The organism is Ruegeria sp. P10, assembly GCF_056534925.1.
Window position 1 is genome coordinate 104,826 of record NZ_JBQERJ010000004.1, and the last position, 18,259, is coordinate 123,084.

Consider the following 18,259-nt stretch of genomic DNA (forward strand, 5'->3'; position numbering starts at 1 on the left):
TCGTCTTGTGTACTGTATACAGAATACAAGAAGGCATAATGAGACACAGGGAGCTAATGTGATGATCAAGACAGCGCTGCTCAGCGGAACATGCATCGCGCTCATGGCCTCGGCGGCCGGAGCGGAAATCAAGGTAGGATTCATTGGGTCGCTTTCCTCGGACACCGGATTGTCGACGCTGCGCGGGGCCGAGATTGCGATTGAAGAGCTCAACGCAAATGGCGGCGTGATGGGCGAACAGATCACCCTGGTCTCGGCGGATACCGGACAGGACCCGACCGAGGGCATCCGGGCCTATGAATACCTTGCGGAAACGGAAGAGGTTGATTTCATCATCTCGGGCTCGATTGACGATGTGTCGCTGGGATGGCTGCCCCGCATGCAGGAATACCGGATTCCGACGCTGGACACCTGGACATCCTACATCGGCATCATCGACATGGTGGTCGAAGACCCTGAAAGCATGGCGCCCTATTTCATGAACATCGCCTCGGATGAGGCGCTGGCCACGTTGTACATCAACTTTGGCGCGGATGTTCTGAAGGAAAAAATGGGGTGGGATTCCGTCGTCATTCTGGCGGAAGATACGGCCTTTGGCGAGGCGATCACCGGCCTTGTCACCGAAGCGCTTGCACCGGTTGCGGGTATCGAGGTCAAGGACATCATCACGTATGACGTCGCCACCGTCGATTTTGCTCCGATCTTCAGCCGTGCGCAGGATACCGGGGCGGACTTCATCTATCAGGTCTCGTCGGTGAATTCGCAGGTTGTGTCATCGCAATACGTGAAACTCCAGGTGCCGATGGCGATGACGGGCGTGAACGTCGCTGCGCTGGGTATGGAATATTGGGAAGATACGGGTGGTGCCGGTGGCGGTATCTCGACCCTGTCTCCGATCCCTTCGGTCGGGTTTCGGCTCGATCCGGCCAGCCAGGAGTTTGTCGATACCTATCAGGCGAAGTATGACAGCCGCCCGCTGCTGCCGCATTTCAACGGGTTCAACGCCTATCATGGGCTGAAACAGGCGATGGCCGCAGCCGAAGAGGCTGGCGGTTTCGACAATGTCGAAGGCTGGGCCGATGCGATGAAGAAACAGGATCTGGTTCTAGAACTGGATGGCCAGTTGTGGCTGCGTTACGCATTCTGGGGCGATGACGAGGTAGAGCCCGTGACTGGCCGTACTTACCCGCACAATATCCGTTTTGATCTGTCCGAGCCGTTCGACGATGCCGCGCCGTCAATGGTCGTGGTCCAGTGGTACGAGGACGGCACCGCCGCCGTTGTCTATCCCGAGAAATACGCGACGGGTGAATTCACTTTGCCAAGCTGGGTCAAACAGTAACCTGTCCGTTCGCTTAGCTTGAAATGGGTGCGCGGGCGCGCGCACCCGCAGCCAGGGATCCTTACATGTTGCAGATACTGATCCAGGGGCTTTTGCTCAGCGGTCTCTATGCGCTTATCGCAATGGGTTTCACGCTGATCTTCAGCATCGGTCGGGTCCTGAACCTGGCCTACGGTGCCTATCTGATGGTCGGCGGGTATATGTATTTCTGGGTGTCCCAGACGCTGGGAATGCCAAAGCTGATGGGCGTCGCAGTGGCCGTGGTTCTGGGCGTTCTGATGGGGGTGCTGAAATACCGCCTGATCGTCAAGACCCTGAAAGGGGATCACGTAGCCGTCGAAATATCGACGCTGATCCTGGCGGTCGTGATTCAGGCCGGGATCGTTCTTGTCTTTGGCGACAGCAGCAAGATCCTGCTGCCGATCGTGCCGGGCGTGATCAACGTGGCCGGAGCGTCCGTCACCTATAATATCCTGATCGCAACGATGATCAGTTGGGCCATTTTGCTGGGCCTGTATGCTTTTGTCCGCCTGACACATACGGGGCGGGCGATGCAGGCGGTGTCGATGGACGCCAAGGGGGCCGCGATTTCAGGGATCGACCCGGATCGGATCAACCTGATCACATGGGGTATCTCAGGGGCACTGGGTGCGCTGGGCGGCGTATTTTTCGCCAGCTATACGCAGCTTTCACCGTCTATGTGGGTTGCACCTCTGATCATCTCGGTGGCCGTCGTCATTGTGGGCGGCATCGGGTCGATCATCGGCACGCTGGTCGTTGCTCATATCGTCGGGTTTCTCGAAGTCATCGTTGTCGCCACCCTGGCGCCGGAACTGCGCGGTGTCTTCACCATGCTGCTGATCATCGGCGTGCTGGTGACGCGACCGCAGGGCCTGTTCGGCCGCGAGGAGTTGTAACATGGGTTTGCGCTGGTTTCACTTTGTCCTTTGGGGCGGCCTGATTGCGGGGATGCTGCTGTTGCCCCAGGTCGTCTCGAACGGGACGCTGCGCACGATGATCTTTGCCAACTATCTGGCCATCTTCGCCATCAGCTGGGATGTGCTGTCGGGCAGGACCGGGTATGTGAGTTTCGGGCATCCCTTCCTGATCGGTATCGGGGCCTATACGACTGCCATCCTGACCAAACGGTTTGACGTGCCAGTCGAAATCTCAATCCCTGTGGCCGTGTTGGTTACGATGATCGCAGGCCTGATTGTGTTGTTGCCCGCTCTGCGCATTCGCGGCAGCTACTTCGCGCTGGTCACACTGGCTTTCATGGAGCTGCTCTATCAGCTGGTTCAGGTGATCCGTCCGGATCTGACCGGCGGCACACGCGGGATGTCGGGAATTCAAACCCTGACACGAGGCGCGGCAAACGGCTACTACCTGTCCACGGCCTTGATGCTCAGCGTGGCGGTCAGCATGTGGCTGCTGATGAAAACCCGGCTGGGCACTGCACTGGCCGCCATCGGGATGAATGAAGAAAGCGTGCGCGGTTCGGGCCTCAGCACCACGCGGTTGAAGGCCTTTGCGTTTCTGACCAGCGCGTTCATCGCAGGTCTGGGCGGAGCGTTCTATGTCCATTATCTGGGCTCACTTGCGCCCCGCGCGCTGTTTGACATCAACTTTCTTTTCACCATCATCGTGGCGGCCTTGCTGGGCGGAACATCGACCATCATCGGCCCCATGATCGGTGCGTTCTTCATGACGTTCCTTCTGGAATACCTGCGCCCCGTGCTTCCCGGGGCTGAACGGTATTTCGTCTACGGTGCCATCGCACTGCTTCTCTACATGTATCAGCCAAAAGGATTGGTTGAACTTGTGCAACGCGGCTTTCAAAGACTGCGGAAAGGGGGGCTGGCATGACCGTTGCGCTGAAAGTTTCCGGTCTTGTCAAACGGTTCGGCGGGCTGGTGGCCACGAATGATCTGTCCTTTTCCCTGCAAGAAGGAGAGTCGCTGGGCCTGATCGGTCCGAATGGCGCGGGAAAGACGACGGTATTCAGCCAGATCATGGGCGAATTGCGGCAGAACAGCGGTACGATCGAGCTGTTCGGCAATGAGATTTCGGCGCTGTCGACGCCTCAGCGTATCCTGGCCGGGGTCAGTAGAACCTATCAGATACCTCGGCCGTTCGGCGACATGAGTGTTGCAGAAAACATCAGGGTGGGCCTGATGCCGGACGACATCTGGCGCATGATCGTTTCGCCGCCGGATACGGACAGGGAAAAAGAGCTCGCGCTGAGTGTCGGGTTCACGGAAACGGATCTGAGCCGCTCACCCGCCGAACTGGCCATGGGTGATCTGCGCAAGCTAGAAATGGCCCGAACCATGGCCACCGCACCGCGTGTCATGTTGCTGGACGAGGTGTTTGCAGGTCTGACAGTCGGTGAAATCGCGCAGATTTCCGATCTCATACAATCCATGCGCAAGGACGGGATGACCTTTTTGATCGTCAGCCATGATTTGCCGGCGCTGGAACCGCTGATCGACCGCGCCATCGCCATCGAGCGGGGCACCATGATTGCCGAAGGCGCGTTCAGCGACGTGATGAACGACACGGCCGTTCAAGCCTCGTATCTGGGGAGCGTCTGATGTCCTATCTGGAAATCGAGAACCTGTCCGCGTTTTACGGCAAGGCCCAGGCGTTGACCGATATATCGATCACGGTGCAGCCCGGTGAGATCGTCGCCGTGGTCGGCCCGAACGGTGCAGGTAAATCCACCTTGTTGGACAGCATCATGGGCCTTGTGAAAATCGAAGGCGACATCCGGTTGCGCGGGCACAGCCTTGCCGGTCGAAGCCCTTCGGAAATCGTGCGTCACGGGGTGGGCTATGCGCCCGAGCGGTTCAACCTGTTCCCCTATATGTCGGTGCGCGACAACCTGATGGTGGGGGCCTTCACCGCACGAGACGACATCGAAAACAACCTTGAGATGGTGCACAGTCTTTTCCCGCGTCTGCAAGAACGGGAAGGGCAGGAGACGTCGACACAATCCGGCGGGGAGAGGCAGATGGTGTCCTTTGGCAGGGCCTTGATGACCAGCCCGGAACTGCTGCTTGTCGATGAGCCGACGATCGGCCTTGCCCCGAAGATCTGTCACGAGATTGCCGAAGTCGTCCGTCAGCTGAACAAGGAATACGGGCTGACCGTCGTCATCACGGAACAGAATGCCAATTTTGCCCTGTCGCTTGCCAGCCGCATCTATGTGCTGGAGTCCGGGCGGATGCAGACGTCGGGCACGGCTGACGAACTGAGAAATGACAAACGCTTGCTCGAGGCCTATTTCGGCGGCCATTGAGTGGCGTGGTTGGTAAGCCGGGCAGGTGCCGTCCGGCCATTCGATGGCGGGTGATTTCAGTTTCAGCCAAGTGCGGCCAGAACCTCGGTACTCACGTCGATGCCATGGGCTTCGGCGGCTGCCCGTTTTGCAAGGCGACCGTCGCCCGGAACCCGGGCGGACCCGTTGCCGGAAATCTCGGCGCAGATGCGGGCGACATATTCGTTGAAGGCCGCGTTGCCGAACCGGGTGGGATCGATGGCAATCAGGGTCGCTCCACCTTTGATGTTCAGGGCGCCGAAGGATTCGCGCTCTTTGTTGTCCACGGACAGGGTTCCTCCCGCCAGCGCGGCGCCCAACACCTCTACCATGAAGGCGATCGCGGCCCCTTTATGCTCTCCGAACGGCAATAGGCTGCGGGTTTCAAGGATGGCATTTGGGTCTGTTGAGGGCTCGCCTTGGGGATCAAGACCGGCAGGGCGGGGCAGGTCGTGCCCCTCGGCGGCGGCCATGCGGATATCCATGAGGGCCACCATGGACGAGGCCTGATCCCAGACCACGGGCGCATCGCCATCACGCGGGCAGGCAAAAGACATGGGGTTGGTGCCAAAAACCGGGCGAACCCCACCTTGCGGAACCACCATGGACAATGAGTTGATCACGGCAAAGGCCACCAATCCGGCTTCGGCCAAAGGTTCTGTGTCAAACCGTAACGCACCCAGATGGTGGCAGTTCGCGCAGGTGAACGCGGCAATCCCGTTTTCCCGGGCCATCGCGATCAGATCCTCGCGGGCTGCTGTCGCTGCAACCTGATAGTACCCGTTGTCGGCATCACAGCGCAAAACGCCCGGGGCAACCTTTTCGGTTTTGGGCTTCGCGTGCCCGTTGGCATAGCCGGACGTGAAGCTTTGGACATAGACCGGCAACATGCGCAACCCGTGGCTGCGCGGGCCGTCCCGTTCAGACCGGGTGACGATATCGGCAAGTACATCACTGCTGCGCGTGTCCGCTCCAGCAGAAACAAGAACCGATTTGGCCAAGTCCCGAACTTCGGCAAGAGAAAGCGTTTTTGTCGGTTGTTCGGTCATCCGTTCGAGTCCCGTCTTTCTGTTTCGCACTCAAGCGCGCGGGCGTGTGTTTGCGGGATCGACAGCACATGTGTCGATGACCACGGCGTCGCGCATCTCATTGTGGACCAGCACCTGCATTTTCGTTCCGGGCGCCGTCATGTTCTGTGGCAGTAGTGCCATCGCAATGTCGTGGTTGCAATAATAAGAGAACCCGCCCGAGGTAACACGTCCGATCAGCTTGCCCTGAGCATAGACACCCTCGTCAAATATCACCGATGTTTCGCCAAAGGGCAGTTTCAGCGTGACCAACCGCCGGTACGCGCCATCCTTTTTCTGTTTCAAAAGAGCGGCCTTGCCTATGAAGTCGCGACCATCTGTTACCACGAACCGATCAAGGCCGGCCTCGTATGGCGTCATGTCCTTGCAGATTTCGCGATTGATGGCGCGATAAGACTTTTCAAGACGCATGGATTCCAGTGCCTCAAGCCCGAAAGGTTTCACACCGGCCTTCAGCAGCAGGTCAACAAGATGGCGGTTGTAACCGACCGGATGATGCAGTTCCCACCCCAGCTCGCCGGTATAGGACACGCGAAGCAGATGAACGCCCTTGGCGTAGCCCACTTCACCCATTTGCGCAGAAAGCCAGGGGAAGGTTTCGTTCGACAGATCATTGTCGGTCAATGGTTGCAGGATCTCTCGTGCCTTGGGGCCTGCCAGTGCAATCACGCCCAGTTGTTCTGAAACATCCTCAAGAAGGACAGAGCTGTCATTGGGCAGCAAACGTCGCAGTTGATCCCAGTTGTAGGCGCGCCAATTCGGGGTGGAGACCAGGTAAAAATCATTCTCGGCATAGCGGACGACCGTATATTCCGCATCCATGCCGCCCTTTGGGTTCAACAAAAACGACAGGGTCATTCGCCCCACTTTGGGCAGCCTGTTCGCCATAACGCCATCCAGCCATTTGGCAGCCCCCGGTCCGCGCACGGTGAACTTGGTCATCGGCGACATCTCGATGAACCCGGCCACGTCACGGGTGGTACGCACCTCTTCCTGAACGCGTTCCATGTGGTTGGTGCGTCGGAAGGAATGTTCCGGAACAGCTTCCTTGCGCGATTTGGCGAACCAGCGCGGAAACTCATATCCGTTGAAGCTGGTCCAGACGGCGCCATGCGCGCTCAGCAGATCGTAGGACCCCATCGTTTTCATCGGGCGCGCGCCGGGAAAATCTTCTCCGGGGATGTGCGCGTTCATGTGGGTCCCCCACGTTTCGCGCACCTTGTCCATGGTCCACCGCTTGGACGCGTAATCCGAAAAACGGCGTGGGTCGAGTTCAGACATGTCCATGCCCGGATCCCCATCGACAATCCAGCGGGCCAGACGTTCACCAACGGTTCCACCCCACAATATGCCGCCGGGCATGCCTTCGGCCAGCCACAGGTTTTCATGCCCCGGTGCGGGTCCCGCAAGCGGCAACTCGTCCGGTGTCATCTGGAACGGACCTCGGGTGTTGGCCTTGATACCTACCTCTGCAAGTGTCGGAACCCTCTCGATGGCACGTTCCCACTGCGTTTGGACCGCGTCGAAATCTTCGGGCAAGAGGTCGGCGCCAAAGTCAGGCGGCACGCGATCTTCGGCAAATAGCTTGAGGTCTTTGGTGAACTCATAAGGACCGAACTGAATGCCGCCCACATCTTCGCGCAGATACGCACCGTAATCTTCATCCCGCAGGATCGGGAACTCGGGCAACCCTTGCGCGCGGCGTTCTTTCAGCAGCGGAACGGTTTCGGTCGTCCAATATTGGTGAACGATTGGAATGCAAGGCAGATCCAGACCAACACGGCGCGCGTTTTCGCGGGCATAGTTTCCGGTCGCGAAGACAAGATGTTCGCAAGTGATCTCACCTTGATTGGTTGTCACCTTCCAATGACCGTTTTCCAGTTTTTCGTAAGCCTGCGCTTCGGTGTTCTGAAACACTTTGGCGCCTTTCTCGCGCGCTAGCCTCGCCATTGCCATGGTGATGTCAGCAGGGTTCACATAGCCGTCCTCGGTATGCAGGATGCCGCCGCGAATATGTTCCGATTGGTTGAGCAGAGGGTGCAGTTCGGCGATTTCTTCTGGCGTCAGCAGTTTGCAGGGCACACCGGCAGCTTCGGCAATCGAGACATAGGACAGGAACTCGTCCCAGCGTTCCTGCGTATTGGCAACGCGCAACTGGCCCACCTGGCGCAGTCCGACCGAGGCGCCGATCTTCTTTTCGACTTCGGAATAGATGCGGATGGTCTCCATCGTCATCTTCGAAACGTTGTGGGATCGCACGAAGGTGACCAGCAGACCCGCCGCATGCCAGGTAGAGCCGGAGGTCAGCGTCGTTCTCTCCAGCATGATTGCATCTGTGCACCCGTGCTGCGTCAGCCCATAAAGAACCGAAGCCCCAACGCATCCGCCTCCTACGACGACAACCTTGGCATGTGACTGCATTCGACGCATTCCTTCCTGAGGCTGTTTTCGTTTCCAGAGGGTCAGTCAAAACGAAATCAGCGGGCTGAGAACTGGTTGAACTGTTTACGTGAAATCTGCGTCAGGCAATTCGAAAAATTTTCCGGTCCAGCTGAGTTCAGTTAAACCATGATCGGGTTTGCCGGTGATCTCACGCGGTCTGTGAGGCGGCCCGCAAAAATACCGGCCATCTTTTGTTTCGGATTGTTGTGTTAGCGCAAACTGTGCTGGTAAGGTCTGACATCGGCTTGGGGTGCGCTTTGTTGCGCCCGCGATCCGTGCGGCATACGAAGGGGGAAAATCGCGTGTATCTCGGTCTGGATTTGGGGACGTCAGGTCTTCGGGGAATTGTGGTCAGCGAAGAGGGCAAAGTCGTCGCCGAAGCCGAAGCAGGTGTTGAGACATCGACGTTGCATCCCGGCTGGTCGGAACAAGATCCGTCCGATTGGGTGGAAGCCTGCCAAAACGTCGTTGCCCAATTGCGCGCGTTGAATGGTGCTGCATTTTCTGCGGTGCGCGGCGTTGGTCTGAGCGGCCACATGCACGGTGCCACGTTGCTGGATCGGGATGGCAAAGTGCTGCGGCCCTGTATCCTTTGGAACGACACGAGATCAGCGCAGGAAGCTGCGGAGCTGGATGGTCTGCCATCGATGCGCGCGATCACCGGGAACATCGTTTTTCCGGGTTTCACCGCACCCAAGCTGGAATGGGTGCGCAGACACGAGCGCGACGTGTTTGAAAAGACATCCAAAGTGTTGCTTCCGAAGGATTATCTGCGTTTCTGGCTCACCGGTTCCTATGTCAGCGACATGTCCGACAGCGCCGGTACGGCGTGGCTGGACGTTGGAAAGCGAGAATGGTCAGTCACCGCGTTGGATCAAAGCCACATGCGCTGGGACCAAATGCCAGACCTGGTTGAAGGCAGTTCGGCAGGCGGAGAACTGCGGTCAGAGATCCTCGGGCAGTGGGGCTTGACCGGGCCCGTCGTGGTTGCCGGCGGGGCCGGTGACAATGCGGCAGCGGCCTGCGGTATCGGAAGTATTGGTGAGGGCAGCGGATTTCTTTCCTTGGGCACTTCGGGTGTGCTGCTGGTCGCAAAGGAAAGCTATGCGCCCGCACCGGAAACAGCTGTTCATTGCTTTTGTCATGCGGTTCCGGATCGCTGGATTCAAATGGGTGTGATCCTGTCGGCCACCAACAGTCTCAACTGGCTGTCGCGTCACCTCGGTCAACCCGTCGGTGCGCTGGCGTCGACCCTGCCGGATTCGGTGAAGGGGCCGTCAAAGATCACCTTCCTTCCGTACCTGTCCGGTGAACGGACGCCCCATAACGACAGTGACATACGCGGGGCATTCCTGGGGCTGGATATCGCATCGGAACCCGCTGACCTGACGCAATCCGTGACAGAGGGGGTTTCCTTTGCCATGCGCGATTGTTTGGAGGCGCTCAAAAGCACGGGCACCAATCCCGAAAGTCTGCTGGTCGTCGGTGGCGGGGCGCGGTCGCGGTTTTGGCTGGAAACGCTGGCCACGGTTCTGAACACGCCGCTTGCTGTGCCCGATGGAAGTGGGTTTGGCGCAGCCATAGGCGCAGCGCGTCTTGCTGCATGTGCGGTGGACGGCGCCGACCCCAAGGATGTCATGCTGTCCCCGGAAGTCGCTGAGCGTGTTGAACCACGTCTCGAACTGACCGGCGCATATGAGGCGGAATATCAGCGGTATCGCGAATACTATGCTGCTTTGTCCCCTTTGGCCGCGCGCTGATGGCTGATCCCAAACGCATGCCTGTCGAGCAGGTCCTTCTGGAAGACGGAAACATGTCCGTTTCCCTGTTGAACTATGGCGCAATCACGCAAGGCTGGTGGCTTGGCGAAACACCTTTGATATTGGGCTACGAAAACCCGCAGGATTACCTGTCGGACCCGTTCTACCTTGGCGCGATGGTCGGGCGAGTGGCCAACCGCATCGGCGGGGCACAGTTTGCATTGCAGGGGCGTGTTCATCACCTGACAGCAAACGAAGGGCCGACCACGCTGCATGGTGGTCCGAGCGGGCTGTCGCGCAAATACTGGGATATCGTGAAAACCTCTCCAAATCAGTCGGTTATGTCCTTGACTTCACCTAAAGGTGAAGGCGGTTTTCCCGGAGCGGTCAATTTCGAGGTGCATGTCGAACTGACCTGTCCGCGTCTGATCTACACAATCAGGGCGCGTCCGGATCGCCCAACGCCGATCAGCATCGCGCAGCACAATTATTACACTCTGGGCTGTCCAGAGGATATCATGGACTGCCGGCTCAGGCTAAGATCGAACCGGGTGCTGGAGCTGGACGCGCGTTCCGTTCCTTTCGGAGATATCTCCGCCGCCGGCGATAATGTGCCAGATTTCGCGTTGTCCCGCACCGTCGGGGCAGAGGGGCGCGAGCTGGACCATTATTTTGTGTTTGATGAAAGTGGAACCCATGATCATCCGGTGGCAGAGGTCACGGCACCTTCGGGATTGAGGATGAACCTGTATTCAGATCAACCCGGCGCACAGGTCTATGCCGGGGCACATCTGTCAGGCCGATTTAGCCCGCGTGCGGGGCTGTGCATTGAGCCGTCAGGATATCCGAACGCCGTGAATGTCCCTGCGTTCCCGTCCGTCATCCATACGCCGGACAACCCGTATCGACAAACTCTGACACTTGAGATTTCCGAGGAACGATCATGAGACTTCAGATTGCAGCAAATGCCGTAGGCATCTGGATGTCGCTTTCAATTGCTCAGGCGCAAGACTTTGGTCCGAAACCGGAATTCATCGAACCTGACTTTGCTAACGCAGAGTTGGGGCAACTGCTGTTCTACGATCCGATCCTGTCGGGCAACAAGAACATAAGCTGCGCAACCTGTCATCATCCGAAGCTGGGAACGTCCGACGGGCTTTCACTGGGTATCGGCGAAGGTGGGGTCGGGCTGGGTGGTCAGCGCAAGGTCACACAAGACAATGCGCCCGAACAGCGCATTCCCCGGAACTCGCCCGCGATGTGGAATCTCGGGGCGCTGGAATTCACGACGTTTTTTCATGACGGTCGCCTCGAGGCGGATCCGTCACAGCCCAGTGGCATTAGAACGCCGTTGGGGACGCATATGAGGCCGGGGTTCAAATCGGCTTTGGCAGCGCAGGCGATGTTTCCGGTGCTGTCGCCTGACGAAATGGCGGGGCATTATTCTGAAAACGAGGTGAGCAAGGCCGTACGACTCGGCTTGCTGACCCAAGAGGGTGGCGCCTGGGATCTGATCGCCGCGCGCGTGGCGGCGATACCAGGGTATCAAAGGCGATTTGATGACATCGCGCCCGGAGAAGACATCTCCTTTACCGCAATCGCCAATGTCATTGCCGATTTCATCGCGTTTGAGTGGCGGGCTGACAACAGCCTGTTTGATCGTGCGATGCGCGGCGAAGACAGGCTGCCCGAACAAGCGCAGCTGGGGATGGCGCTGTTCTACGGAAAGGCTGGATGCAGTGCCTGCCATTCCGGCTGGTTCCAGACCGATCACGGGTTCCATTCCATCGCCATGCCTCAGATCGGCCCCGGAAAATCAGCCCGTTTCGAAAATCATGTGCGGGATGACGGGCGACTGCGCGTCACGGGCGACAAGGATGATGCCTTCGCATTCCGCACGCCTTCGCTGCGCAACGTGACCCTGACGGCGCCATATGGCCACAGCGGTGCCTACGCACGGCTTGAGGATGTCGTGCGTCATCATCTGGATCCGGTTTCCGCGTTGCGGAACTACGCCATCGAAATGGCTGACCTGCCAGAGTTTTTCGGGGCAGAGGATCAAAAGGCTTTGCTTGACCCCCAGCATGTCGAAGCCATAGCAGCGTCGAACGATCTGGCGCCCATCGACCTGAGTGATGACGAGGTCGATGCCATCTTGAGTTTTCTGGGCACGCTGGAAGATCCGGCTGTGCGGCTGGGTGTTCCCCAAACGGTTCCCAGCGGAATGCCCGTCGATCAGTGATCAACGGCTGAGGCGGATCACCTGATTGGCATCTACCTTCTGCCAATCTCCATGCTCACCATCAGGCCAGATCACCCTTATTTCCGCAGTTTCGAAGTTTCCTAGACCAAAGTGGTGGAACCCTGCAATTCCGCTGGCGTGCCCCCCGCCAATGGTCACTTCACGGGTTTGAACGCCCTCGGGCGTCCTGACCTCGATAAAACCGCCGACTGCCTGTCTGTTGGGGTGGCTCTGGCCGAGATCAATCATGAGCCAGTTGCCGGTCGTCGGTTCATTCTGGAAAACCTCAAGGTCCGAGCCGCGATTGACCACCACCAAATCCAACCACCCATCCCCGTTGAAATCCGCCAGCGCCCCGCCGCGGGACTTTGCCATGGACGCGACACCAGCCTCTGATGCTGTTTCGACAAACTGACCGTCGGCGGTCTGCATCAACAGGTTGTTGGGGTCGTTCTGCGCCGCGTCGGGCATCTGCTCAACATTGCCTTTGGCGACGAAAATGTCGTCCAGCCCGTCATTGTTGACGTCCCCGAACTGTGCATGCCAGCCGGTCGAGGGGCGGCCGTCTTCTCCTGCATGTGGCCTGTGTGCCGTTGTTCCACGGTCGTAGGTTGCATCCCGCCATGTTGGCCCATCTGATGCAGGATCAAAAACCTGGAATTTCTGGTCCCCCATGGACGTCAGGTAAACATCGGAAAAACCGTCACCGGTCAGATCCCGCGAGGCGATCCCCATGCCCCAGATCGAATAGGGCAGCCATCCATCGGCCTTGCTGTACAGGCGCGGGGTGTCTTCCATAGCCCACAATTGCTCTTGCCCACCACGCACATAGTAGTGGCGGTCATTGCTGACACGCAGATCCGCGCGGCCCGTGCGCGCCCAATCGGAAAACAGGATCGAAAGGGAACAGTGACCGGGTTCCAAACGGACAGGATCGCCATACTTTTCGCCTTGGGGTCGGTACAGAAGCGTCGGCCCGCAAGCCTCAAAAGGTCCGTCCGGATTGCTTCGGTCGACATAGGTTCCAAAGGCCAGCGTTGGCAGGGTTTGCCCGCGTTCCCAAGTGGCGGAAAAGCCGGTGGTCCAATGGTCCTGAGGCTGAAAACCCAGTGCCGTGAACGGCTCGAACGCGCAGTTCGGTTTGCCGCGCAGCAACAGGTCTTTGCCTAGGCGTAAGACCGCAAGGTCCAGGGTCCCATCGCCATCAATGTCTACCGGGTATGCGCCGGTCACACGGGTCAAGGATAACTGACCTGGCGCATCCGGAAGAAAACTGACATCTGTGTCGGATGTGTTGATGAACAATTGTGCTGGGTTTGATCCGCCAGCCACGAACATTTCAGGGCGGTCGTCATCATTGCAGTCGAAGACCGCGACACCCCCGCCGACGAAATGTTCCCAGCCGCCATCGTAAACATGGCCGGGGGTTTCCACCTTTTGAAAGCGGGGTGGAGCGATGTCCGCAGCGGCAGCGGAACCTACCGCAAGCAAGATTGCCATCTTAGTTCGCATGAGCCGCCAGTTCCCTGACCTTCAGGATAGAGACTTGTTCAATCCCATAAGCCGCTGCCCCTTTTGCCCACATTGAATCGCCCCAGTGGTTGACCTTGATTTCCGGCAACGGCGCGTCGACGCTGACGACGCCGTTTTGGACACGTGCCATCACCTCGTCCGAATGCAGGTAATCAAAGCGACCTCTGGCGCCGGACAGGATAATGCATTCGGGGTCGAACAGATTGATCAGGTTCGAAACCCCCATCCCGAACATTTGGCCCGCGCGGGCCAGAACGGAAATGGATCGGGCGTCGCCGGCTTTTGCTGCCGCGAGTATATCGACAAGAGTGCGGGGATCCGTTGCTTCACTGGCGATCGTGGCTTCGCGGATCAGGGCGTATTCCCCCACATAGGCCTCGAGGCATCCGCGCTGCCCGCACTGACACAAGGCGCCGTCCAACTGAACTTTGAGGTGCCCGAATTCTGCGCCGCATCCGCGTTCACCGCGATAAAGCTTGCCATCAAGAACGATGCCCAGGCCGATGCCGTGTTCGATCGTAACAACCAAAAAATTCTTCAGCCCCTTTCCCAATCCGAAAAGCTGTTCTGCCTTTGCGACCAGATTGGCGTCGTTTTCGATGAAGGCAGGGCAGGGGAGCACCTCGGACAACAGCGGGCTCAAATCCACATTTCGTTCCGTCAGCGAAGATGACCAATGCACGAAGTTCTGATTTGCATCGATAAGGCCAGCGATGCCGATGCAGACACCTGACAAATCGGCAAGGGATCGGTTTGCCGAGGCGCAGGCCTGATCAAGCACGGCGCGGATCTTTTTGGCAAACGCATTCGGGGCCATGCGGGCTTGGTCCAGCGGATGCGTGTACGAAGTGATTTCGGTTCCTTCGAAATCCACGAGAATGACTGAAACCTGCTGGCGGGCGACTTTCACGCCCGCAATCAGATGTGACGCGCCATTCAGTTTCAATTGTACCCGCGGTCTGCCGCGGCGCGCTGATTTGGAAGATGTTTCGCTTTCTATTTCCTCAATCAGACCGGCAGACAGCAGATCGGCAGTGGCGGTCGTGATGGTCGCTGGGCTGGTCTCCAACGCGCTGGCGATGTCGATTCGCGAAATGGTGCCTGTGGCCCGGATTTTTTCCAGAACGCGCAGGCGAGTGACGTTCCTTTGGTCCGTGGCATTTGAAGAAGCTTTGCTTTTCAGCATCTTGCCCTCGCGAATCTGATCCCTGTTTCAACCTAGGTGGTTTTTTCAGTTACCGATAGCATAAATATTTTACCGACTGAAATAAATATGCTACTCAGAATTATCGGGGCCACGAATCATGAAACGATGGCCCAATGAAACCGGGAGGAAATCATGAAACGAATTCTCAGCGCCTCTGTCGTGGCGGTCCTGATGGGGACAGCCGCATTCGCAGAGCCCACGGTCGGCGTAAGCTGGTCGAATTTCCAGGAAGAGCGTTGGAAGACCGACGAAGCGGCGATCAAGGCTGCACTGGAAGCGGGCGGTGCGGAATACATCTCGTCTGATGCCCAATCTTCTTCTGCCAAGCAATTGTCGGATATTGAAAGTCTGATCGCTCAGGGCGTTGATGCGCTGATCATTCTGGCGCAGGATTCCCAGGCCATCGGCCCGGCTGTGCAGGCGGCGGCAGACGAAGGCATTCCGGTCATCGCGTATGACCGTCTGATCGAAGATGATCGTGCCTTCTATCTGACATTCGATAACGTTGAAGTTGGCCGGATGCAGGCCCGCGCGGTGTTCGAGGCGATGCCGAAAGGCAACTATGTGATGATCAAGGGCTCGCCCACGGATCCGAACGCGGATTTCCTGCGCGGCGGTCAGCAAGAGATCATTCAGGCCGCCGTTGACAGCGGCGATATCGTCATCGTGGGTGAAGCTTACACCGACGGTTGGCTGCCTGCGAATGCACAGCGCAACATGGAACAGATCCTAACCGCGAATGAAAACAACGTTGATGCCGTGGTCGCCTCGAATGACGGTACTGCTGGTGGCGTTGTTGCAGCCCTGACCGCGCAGGGCATGGAAGGCATTCCGGTCTCGGGTCAGGATGGCGACCACGCGGCGCTGAATCGTGTTGCCAAGGGCACGCAGACCGTCTCGGTCTGGAAAGATGCGCGTGAGCTGGGCAAAGCTGCCGGTGAAATCGCGGTTGCGTTGAGCAACGGAACAAGCCCTGCGGATGTCGAAGGCGCGATCAGCTGGACTTCGCCCGGTGGGACCGAGATGAACTCGGTCTTCCTTGCGCCTGTACCGATCACCAAAGACAACCTGTCCGTCGTGGTCGATGCTGGCTGGATTCCGTTGGAAGACCTGTGTCAGGGCGTCGAAAACGGCCCTGCACCCTGTAACTAAACCAGGTTCCAAACCATAATATCTCTGGCCCGCAAGGGTGGGCCAGAGATCATAGCTGAACATGAAAGATCGGATATGACCGAAACTTCGTCTCAGCCGGTACCCCAAAAAGCAAAGGCCAACCTGTTTCAGCAACTGGAACTGGATATGCGGCTATTGGGCATGATCGGCGCCTTCATCATCCTGTGCATTGGCTTCAACATCGTGACGGATGGCCGCTTTCTGACGCCTAGAAACCTGTTCAACCTGTCGATCCAGACTGTCTCGGTTGCGATCATGGCCTGCGGCATGGTGTTCATCATAGTCATGCGCCACATTGACCTGTCGGTTGGGGCGCTGCTGGCGACCACATCTGCCGTGATGGCGATGACCCAGACCGAGCTGTTGCCCAACGTATTGGGAATGGGTTTGAACCACCCGGCGACCTGGGCGATCACTTTGGTTGTGGGCCTTGTGGTCGGCACATTGATCGGCGCGTTCCACGGTTGGATGGTGGGGTATCTGACCATCCCAGCCTTTATCGTGACGCTTGGCGGTTTTCTGGTCTGGCGCAACGTCGCCTGGTACATGACCGACGGCCAGACGATCGGCCCGCTGGACAGCACGTTTCTGATGTTCGGGGGGACAAACGGAACCTTGGGAACAACCGTCAGCCTCCTGTTCGGCCTTGCCGCCACGGCTGTTGCGATCTGGGCGTTGTGGAGCGGCCGTCGGTCCAAAGCCGCTCATGGTTTCCCTGTTAAGCCGGTCTGGGCTGAAACAACGCTGGCCGGGATCATCGGCCTTGCCATCATGGGGTACGTGTTGATCGTCAACAGCTATGCGATCCCGACCCGTCGTCTTGAACGCATGTTCGAAGCGCGCGGCGAGACCATGCCGGAAGGGTTGGTTGTGGGATACGGCATTCCGATCTCGGTCCTGATCCTGATCATTGTGGCGGTGACATTGACCGTCGTGGCCCGCAAAACCCGCTTTGGCCGCTACATCTTTGCCACCGGCGGCAACCCGGACGCGGCCGAGTTGTCGGGCATCAACACCCGTTTGATGACCGTCAAGATCTTTGCCCTGATGGGGTTCCTGTGCGCGCTGTCGGCGGTTGTGGCCTCGGCCCGGCTGGCCAATCACTCGAATGATATCGGAACGCTGGATGAGCTTCGCGTGATTGCCGCTGCCGTGATTGGTGGAACCGCGCTGTCCGGCGGCATCGGAACGATCTACGGCGCAATCCTTGGCGCGTTGATCATGCAGGCGCTGCAATCGGGCATGGCCATGGTTGGCGTTGACGCGCCGTTCCAGAACATTGTCGTCGGCACCGTCCTGGTTCTGGCCGTCTATATCGACATCGTCTATCGCAAACGTCTGGGGGCGAAATGATGCAAGCTCAAGAAACACAGAACCAAGCTTCGGGCCGTGGGTCCGGCCAGCCTCCGCTGGTGGAAATGCGCGATATCTCGATTTCCTTCGGGGGTATCAAGGCGGTAGACCATGTGTCGGTAGATCTCTACCCGGGCGAGGTCGTGGGCCTTCTGGGCCACAACGGGGCCGGTAAATCCACCCTGATCAAGGTTCTTTCGGGCGCCTATCAGATGGACCATGGCGAAATCCTGATCGACGGCAAGAAGGTCGAGATCAACAACCCCCGCGACGCGCGCGCCAACAATATCGAGACGATCTATCAGACGCTGGCGCTGGCGGACAACCTTGATGCAAGTTCAAACCTGTTTCTGGGCCGCGAAATGGTCACGCCCTTTGGCCTGGTCAACGACGCCGCGATGGAGGCGGAATGCCGCAAGATCATGGCGCAGCTGAACCCGAACTTTCAGAAGTTCAATGATCCGGTCTCGGCCCTGTCGGGCGGTCAGCGTCAATCGGTGGCCATTGCACGGGCGGTGTATTTCAACGCGCGTATCCTGATCATGGACGAGCCCACGGCCGCACTTGGTCCGCACGAAACACAGATGGTGGCGGACCTGATCCAACAGCTTAAGGCGCAGGGGATCGGGATTTTCCTGATCGACCATGATGTACACGCGGTGATGGAGCTGTGTGACCGGGCCTCGGTCATGAAGAACGGGCAATTGGTTGGAACGGTCGATATCGCAGACGTCACCGATGACGATCTGTTGTCGATGATCATTCTGGGCAAAAAGCCCGGCGAAAAGACGGAATGAGGT

At 58.3% G+C, this 18,259-nt stretch carries 15 protein-coding genes; 11 read left to right on the plus strand and 4 right to left on the minus strand.

Annotated features, from left to right (window positions below; all coding sequences use genetic code 11):
- The first annotated feature begins 61 nt into the window (after positions 1–61).
- The 5 genes from ACR0FB_RS08380 to ACR0FB_RS08400 all read left to right on the plus strand — a co-directional run bounded on the left by ACR0FB_RS08380 (position 62) and on the right by ACR0FB_RS08400 (position 4,643).
- Positions 62–1,342, plus strand: coding sequence for an ABC transporter substrate-binding protein (locus ACR0FB_RS08380; RefSeq protein WP_171170476.1), 1,281 nt, complete (start codon positions 62–64; stop codon positions 1,340–1,342).
- A gap of 65 nt (positions 1,343–1,407) precedes the next feature.
- Positions 1,408–2,259, plus strand: a complete 852-nt coding sequence (locus ACR0FB_RS08385; RefSeq protein ID WP_171633515.1) for a branched-chain amino acid ABC transporter permease — start codon at positions 1,408–1,410, stop codon at positions 2,257–2,259.
- A gap of 1 nt (position 2,260) precedes the next feature.
- Positions 2,261–3,208, plus strand: coding sequence for a branched-chain amino acid ABC transporter permease (locus ACR0FB_RS08390; protein ID WP_171119494.1), 948 nt, complete (start codon positions 2,261–2,263; stop codon positions 3,206–3,208).
- Positions 3,205–3,936 (plus strand): ABC transporter ATP-binding protein, encoded by a 732-nt coding sequence (locus ACR0FB_RS08395; RefSeq protein WP_480619042.1) that lies wholly within the window; start codon positions 3,205–3,207, stop codon positions 3,934–3,936. The genes ACR0FB_RS08390 and ACR0FB_RS08395 overlap by 4 nt, the downstream gene beginning before the upstream one ends.
- The gene (locus tag ACR0FB_RS08400; protein WP_152457508.1) at positions 3,936–4,643 is read left to right on the plus strand and encodes an ABC transporter ATP-binding protein; all 708 of its coding nucleotides are present in this window, start codon (positions 3,936–3,938) and stop codon (positions 4,641–4,643) included. Before ACR0FB_RS08395 ends, ACR0FB_RS08400 begins: the two co-directional genes overlap by 1 nt.
- Before the next feature lie 62 nt (positions 4,644–4,705).
- On the opposite strand, the gene ACR0FB_RS08405 is transcribed toward ACR0FB_RS08400, so the two are convergent.
- Both ACR0FB_RS08405 and ACR0FB_RS08410 read right to left on the minus strand, forming a co-directional pair.
- Positions 4,706–5,710, minus strand: coding sequence for an Ldh family oxidoreductase (locus ACR0FB_RS08405; protein ID WP_209833526.1), 1,005 nt, complete (start codon positions 5,708–5,710; stop codon positions 4,706–4,708).
- A 30-nt stretch (positions 5,711–5,740) separates the two neighbouring features.
- Positions 5,741–8,170, minus strand: coding sequence for a GcvT family protein (locus ACR0FB_RS08410; protein ID WP_480619045.1), 2,430 nt, complete (start codon positions 8,168–8,170; stop codon positions 5,741–5,743).
- Positions 8,171–8,493: 323 nt separating this feature from the next.
- Here ACR0FB_RS08410 and xylB point away from each other — a divergent pair, with 323 nt between their 5' ends.
- Genes xylB through ACR0FB_RS08425 form a run of 3 tightly spaced genes read left to right on the plus strand, consistent with a single transcriptional unit; the run spans position 8,494 to position 12,193 of the window.
- Positions 8,494–9,951 (plus strand): xylulokinase, encoded by a 1,458-nt coding sequence (gene xylB / locus ACR0FB_RS08415; RefSeq protein ID WP_480619047.1) that lies wholly within the window; start codon positions 8,494–8,496, stop codon positions 9,949–9,951.
- A complete protein-coding gene (locus tag ACR0FB_RS08420; RefSeq protein ID WP_480619049.1) occupies positions 9,951–10,898 on the plus strand; it encodes an aldose epimerase family protein in 948 nt (315 codons plus the stop codon). Before xylB ends, ACR0FB_RS08420 begins: the two co-directional genes overlap by 1 nt.
- Complete coding sequence (locus tag ACR0FB_RS08425) at positions 10,895–12,193, plus strand: cytochrome-c peroxidase (protein WP_480619051.1); 1,299 nt, start codon at positions 10,895–10,897, stop codon at positions 12,191–12,193. The genes ACR0FB_RS08420 and ACR0FB_RS08425 overlap by 4 nt, the downstream gene beginning before the upstream one ends.
- Here the strand turns inward: ACR0FB_RS08425 and ACR0FB_RS08430 are convergent, their stop codons facing one another.
- Together ACR0FB_RS08430 and ACR0FB_RS08435 are read right to left on the minus strand one after the other, a co-directional pair.
- Complete coding sequence (locus ACR0FB_RS08430; RefSeq protein ID WP_480619053.1) at positions 12,194–13,693, minus strand: CRTAC1 family protein; 1,500 nt, start codon at positions 13,691–13,693, stop codon at positions 12,194–12,196.
- A gap of 1 nt (position 13,694) precedes the next feature.
- A complete protein-coding gene (locus ACR0FB_RS08435; protein ID WP_171633497.1) occupies positions 13,695–14,912 on the minus strand; it encodes an ROK family transcriptional regulator in 1,218 nt (405 codons plus the stop codon).
- Between the two features lie 153 nt (positions 14,913–15,065).
- Between ACR0FB_RS08435 and xylF the strand changes: the two genes are divergently transcribed.
- The 3 genes from xylF (at position 15,066) to ACR0FB_RS08450 (ending at position 18,256) form a co-directional block, all read left to right on the plus strand.
- Positions 15,066–16,085 carry a D-xylose ABC transporter substrate-binding protein gene (xylF, locus tag ACR0FB_RS08440; protein WP_171633494.1) on the plus strand — a complete coding sequence of 340 codons (1,020 nt, stop codon included), beginning with the start codon at positions 15,066–15,068 and terminating at the stop codon, positions 16,083–16,085.
- A 75-nt stretch (positions 16,086–16,160) separates the two neighbouring features.
- Entirely contained in the window at positions 16,161–17,459 is a 1,299-nt protein-coding gene (locus tag ACR0FB_RS08445; protein WP_171633491.1) for a sugar ABC transporter permease, read from the plus strand.
- Positions 17,459–18,256 (plus strand): ATP-binding cassette domain-containing protein, encoded by a 798-nt coding sequence (locus ACR0FB_RS08450; protein WP_171633864.1) that lies wholly within the window; start codon positions 17,459–17,461, stop codon positions 18,254–18,256. Before ACR0FB_RS08445 ends, ACR0FB_RS08450 begins: the two co-directional genes overlap by 1 nt.
- The last annotated feature ends 3 nt before the right edge of the window (positions 18,257–18,259 follow it).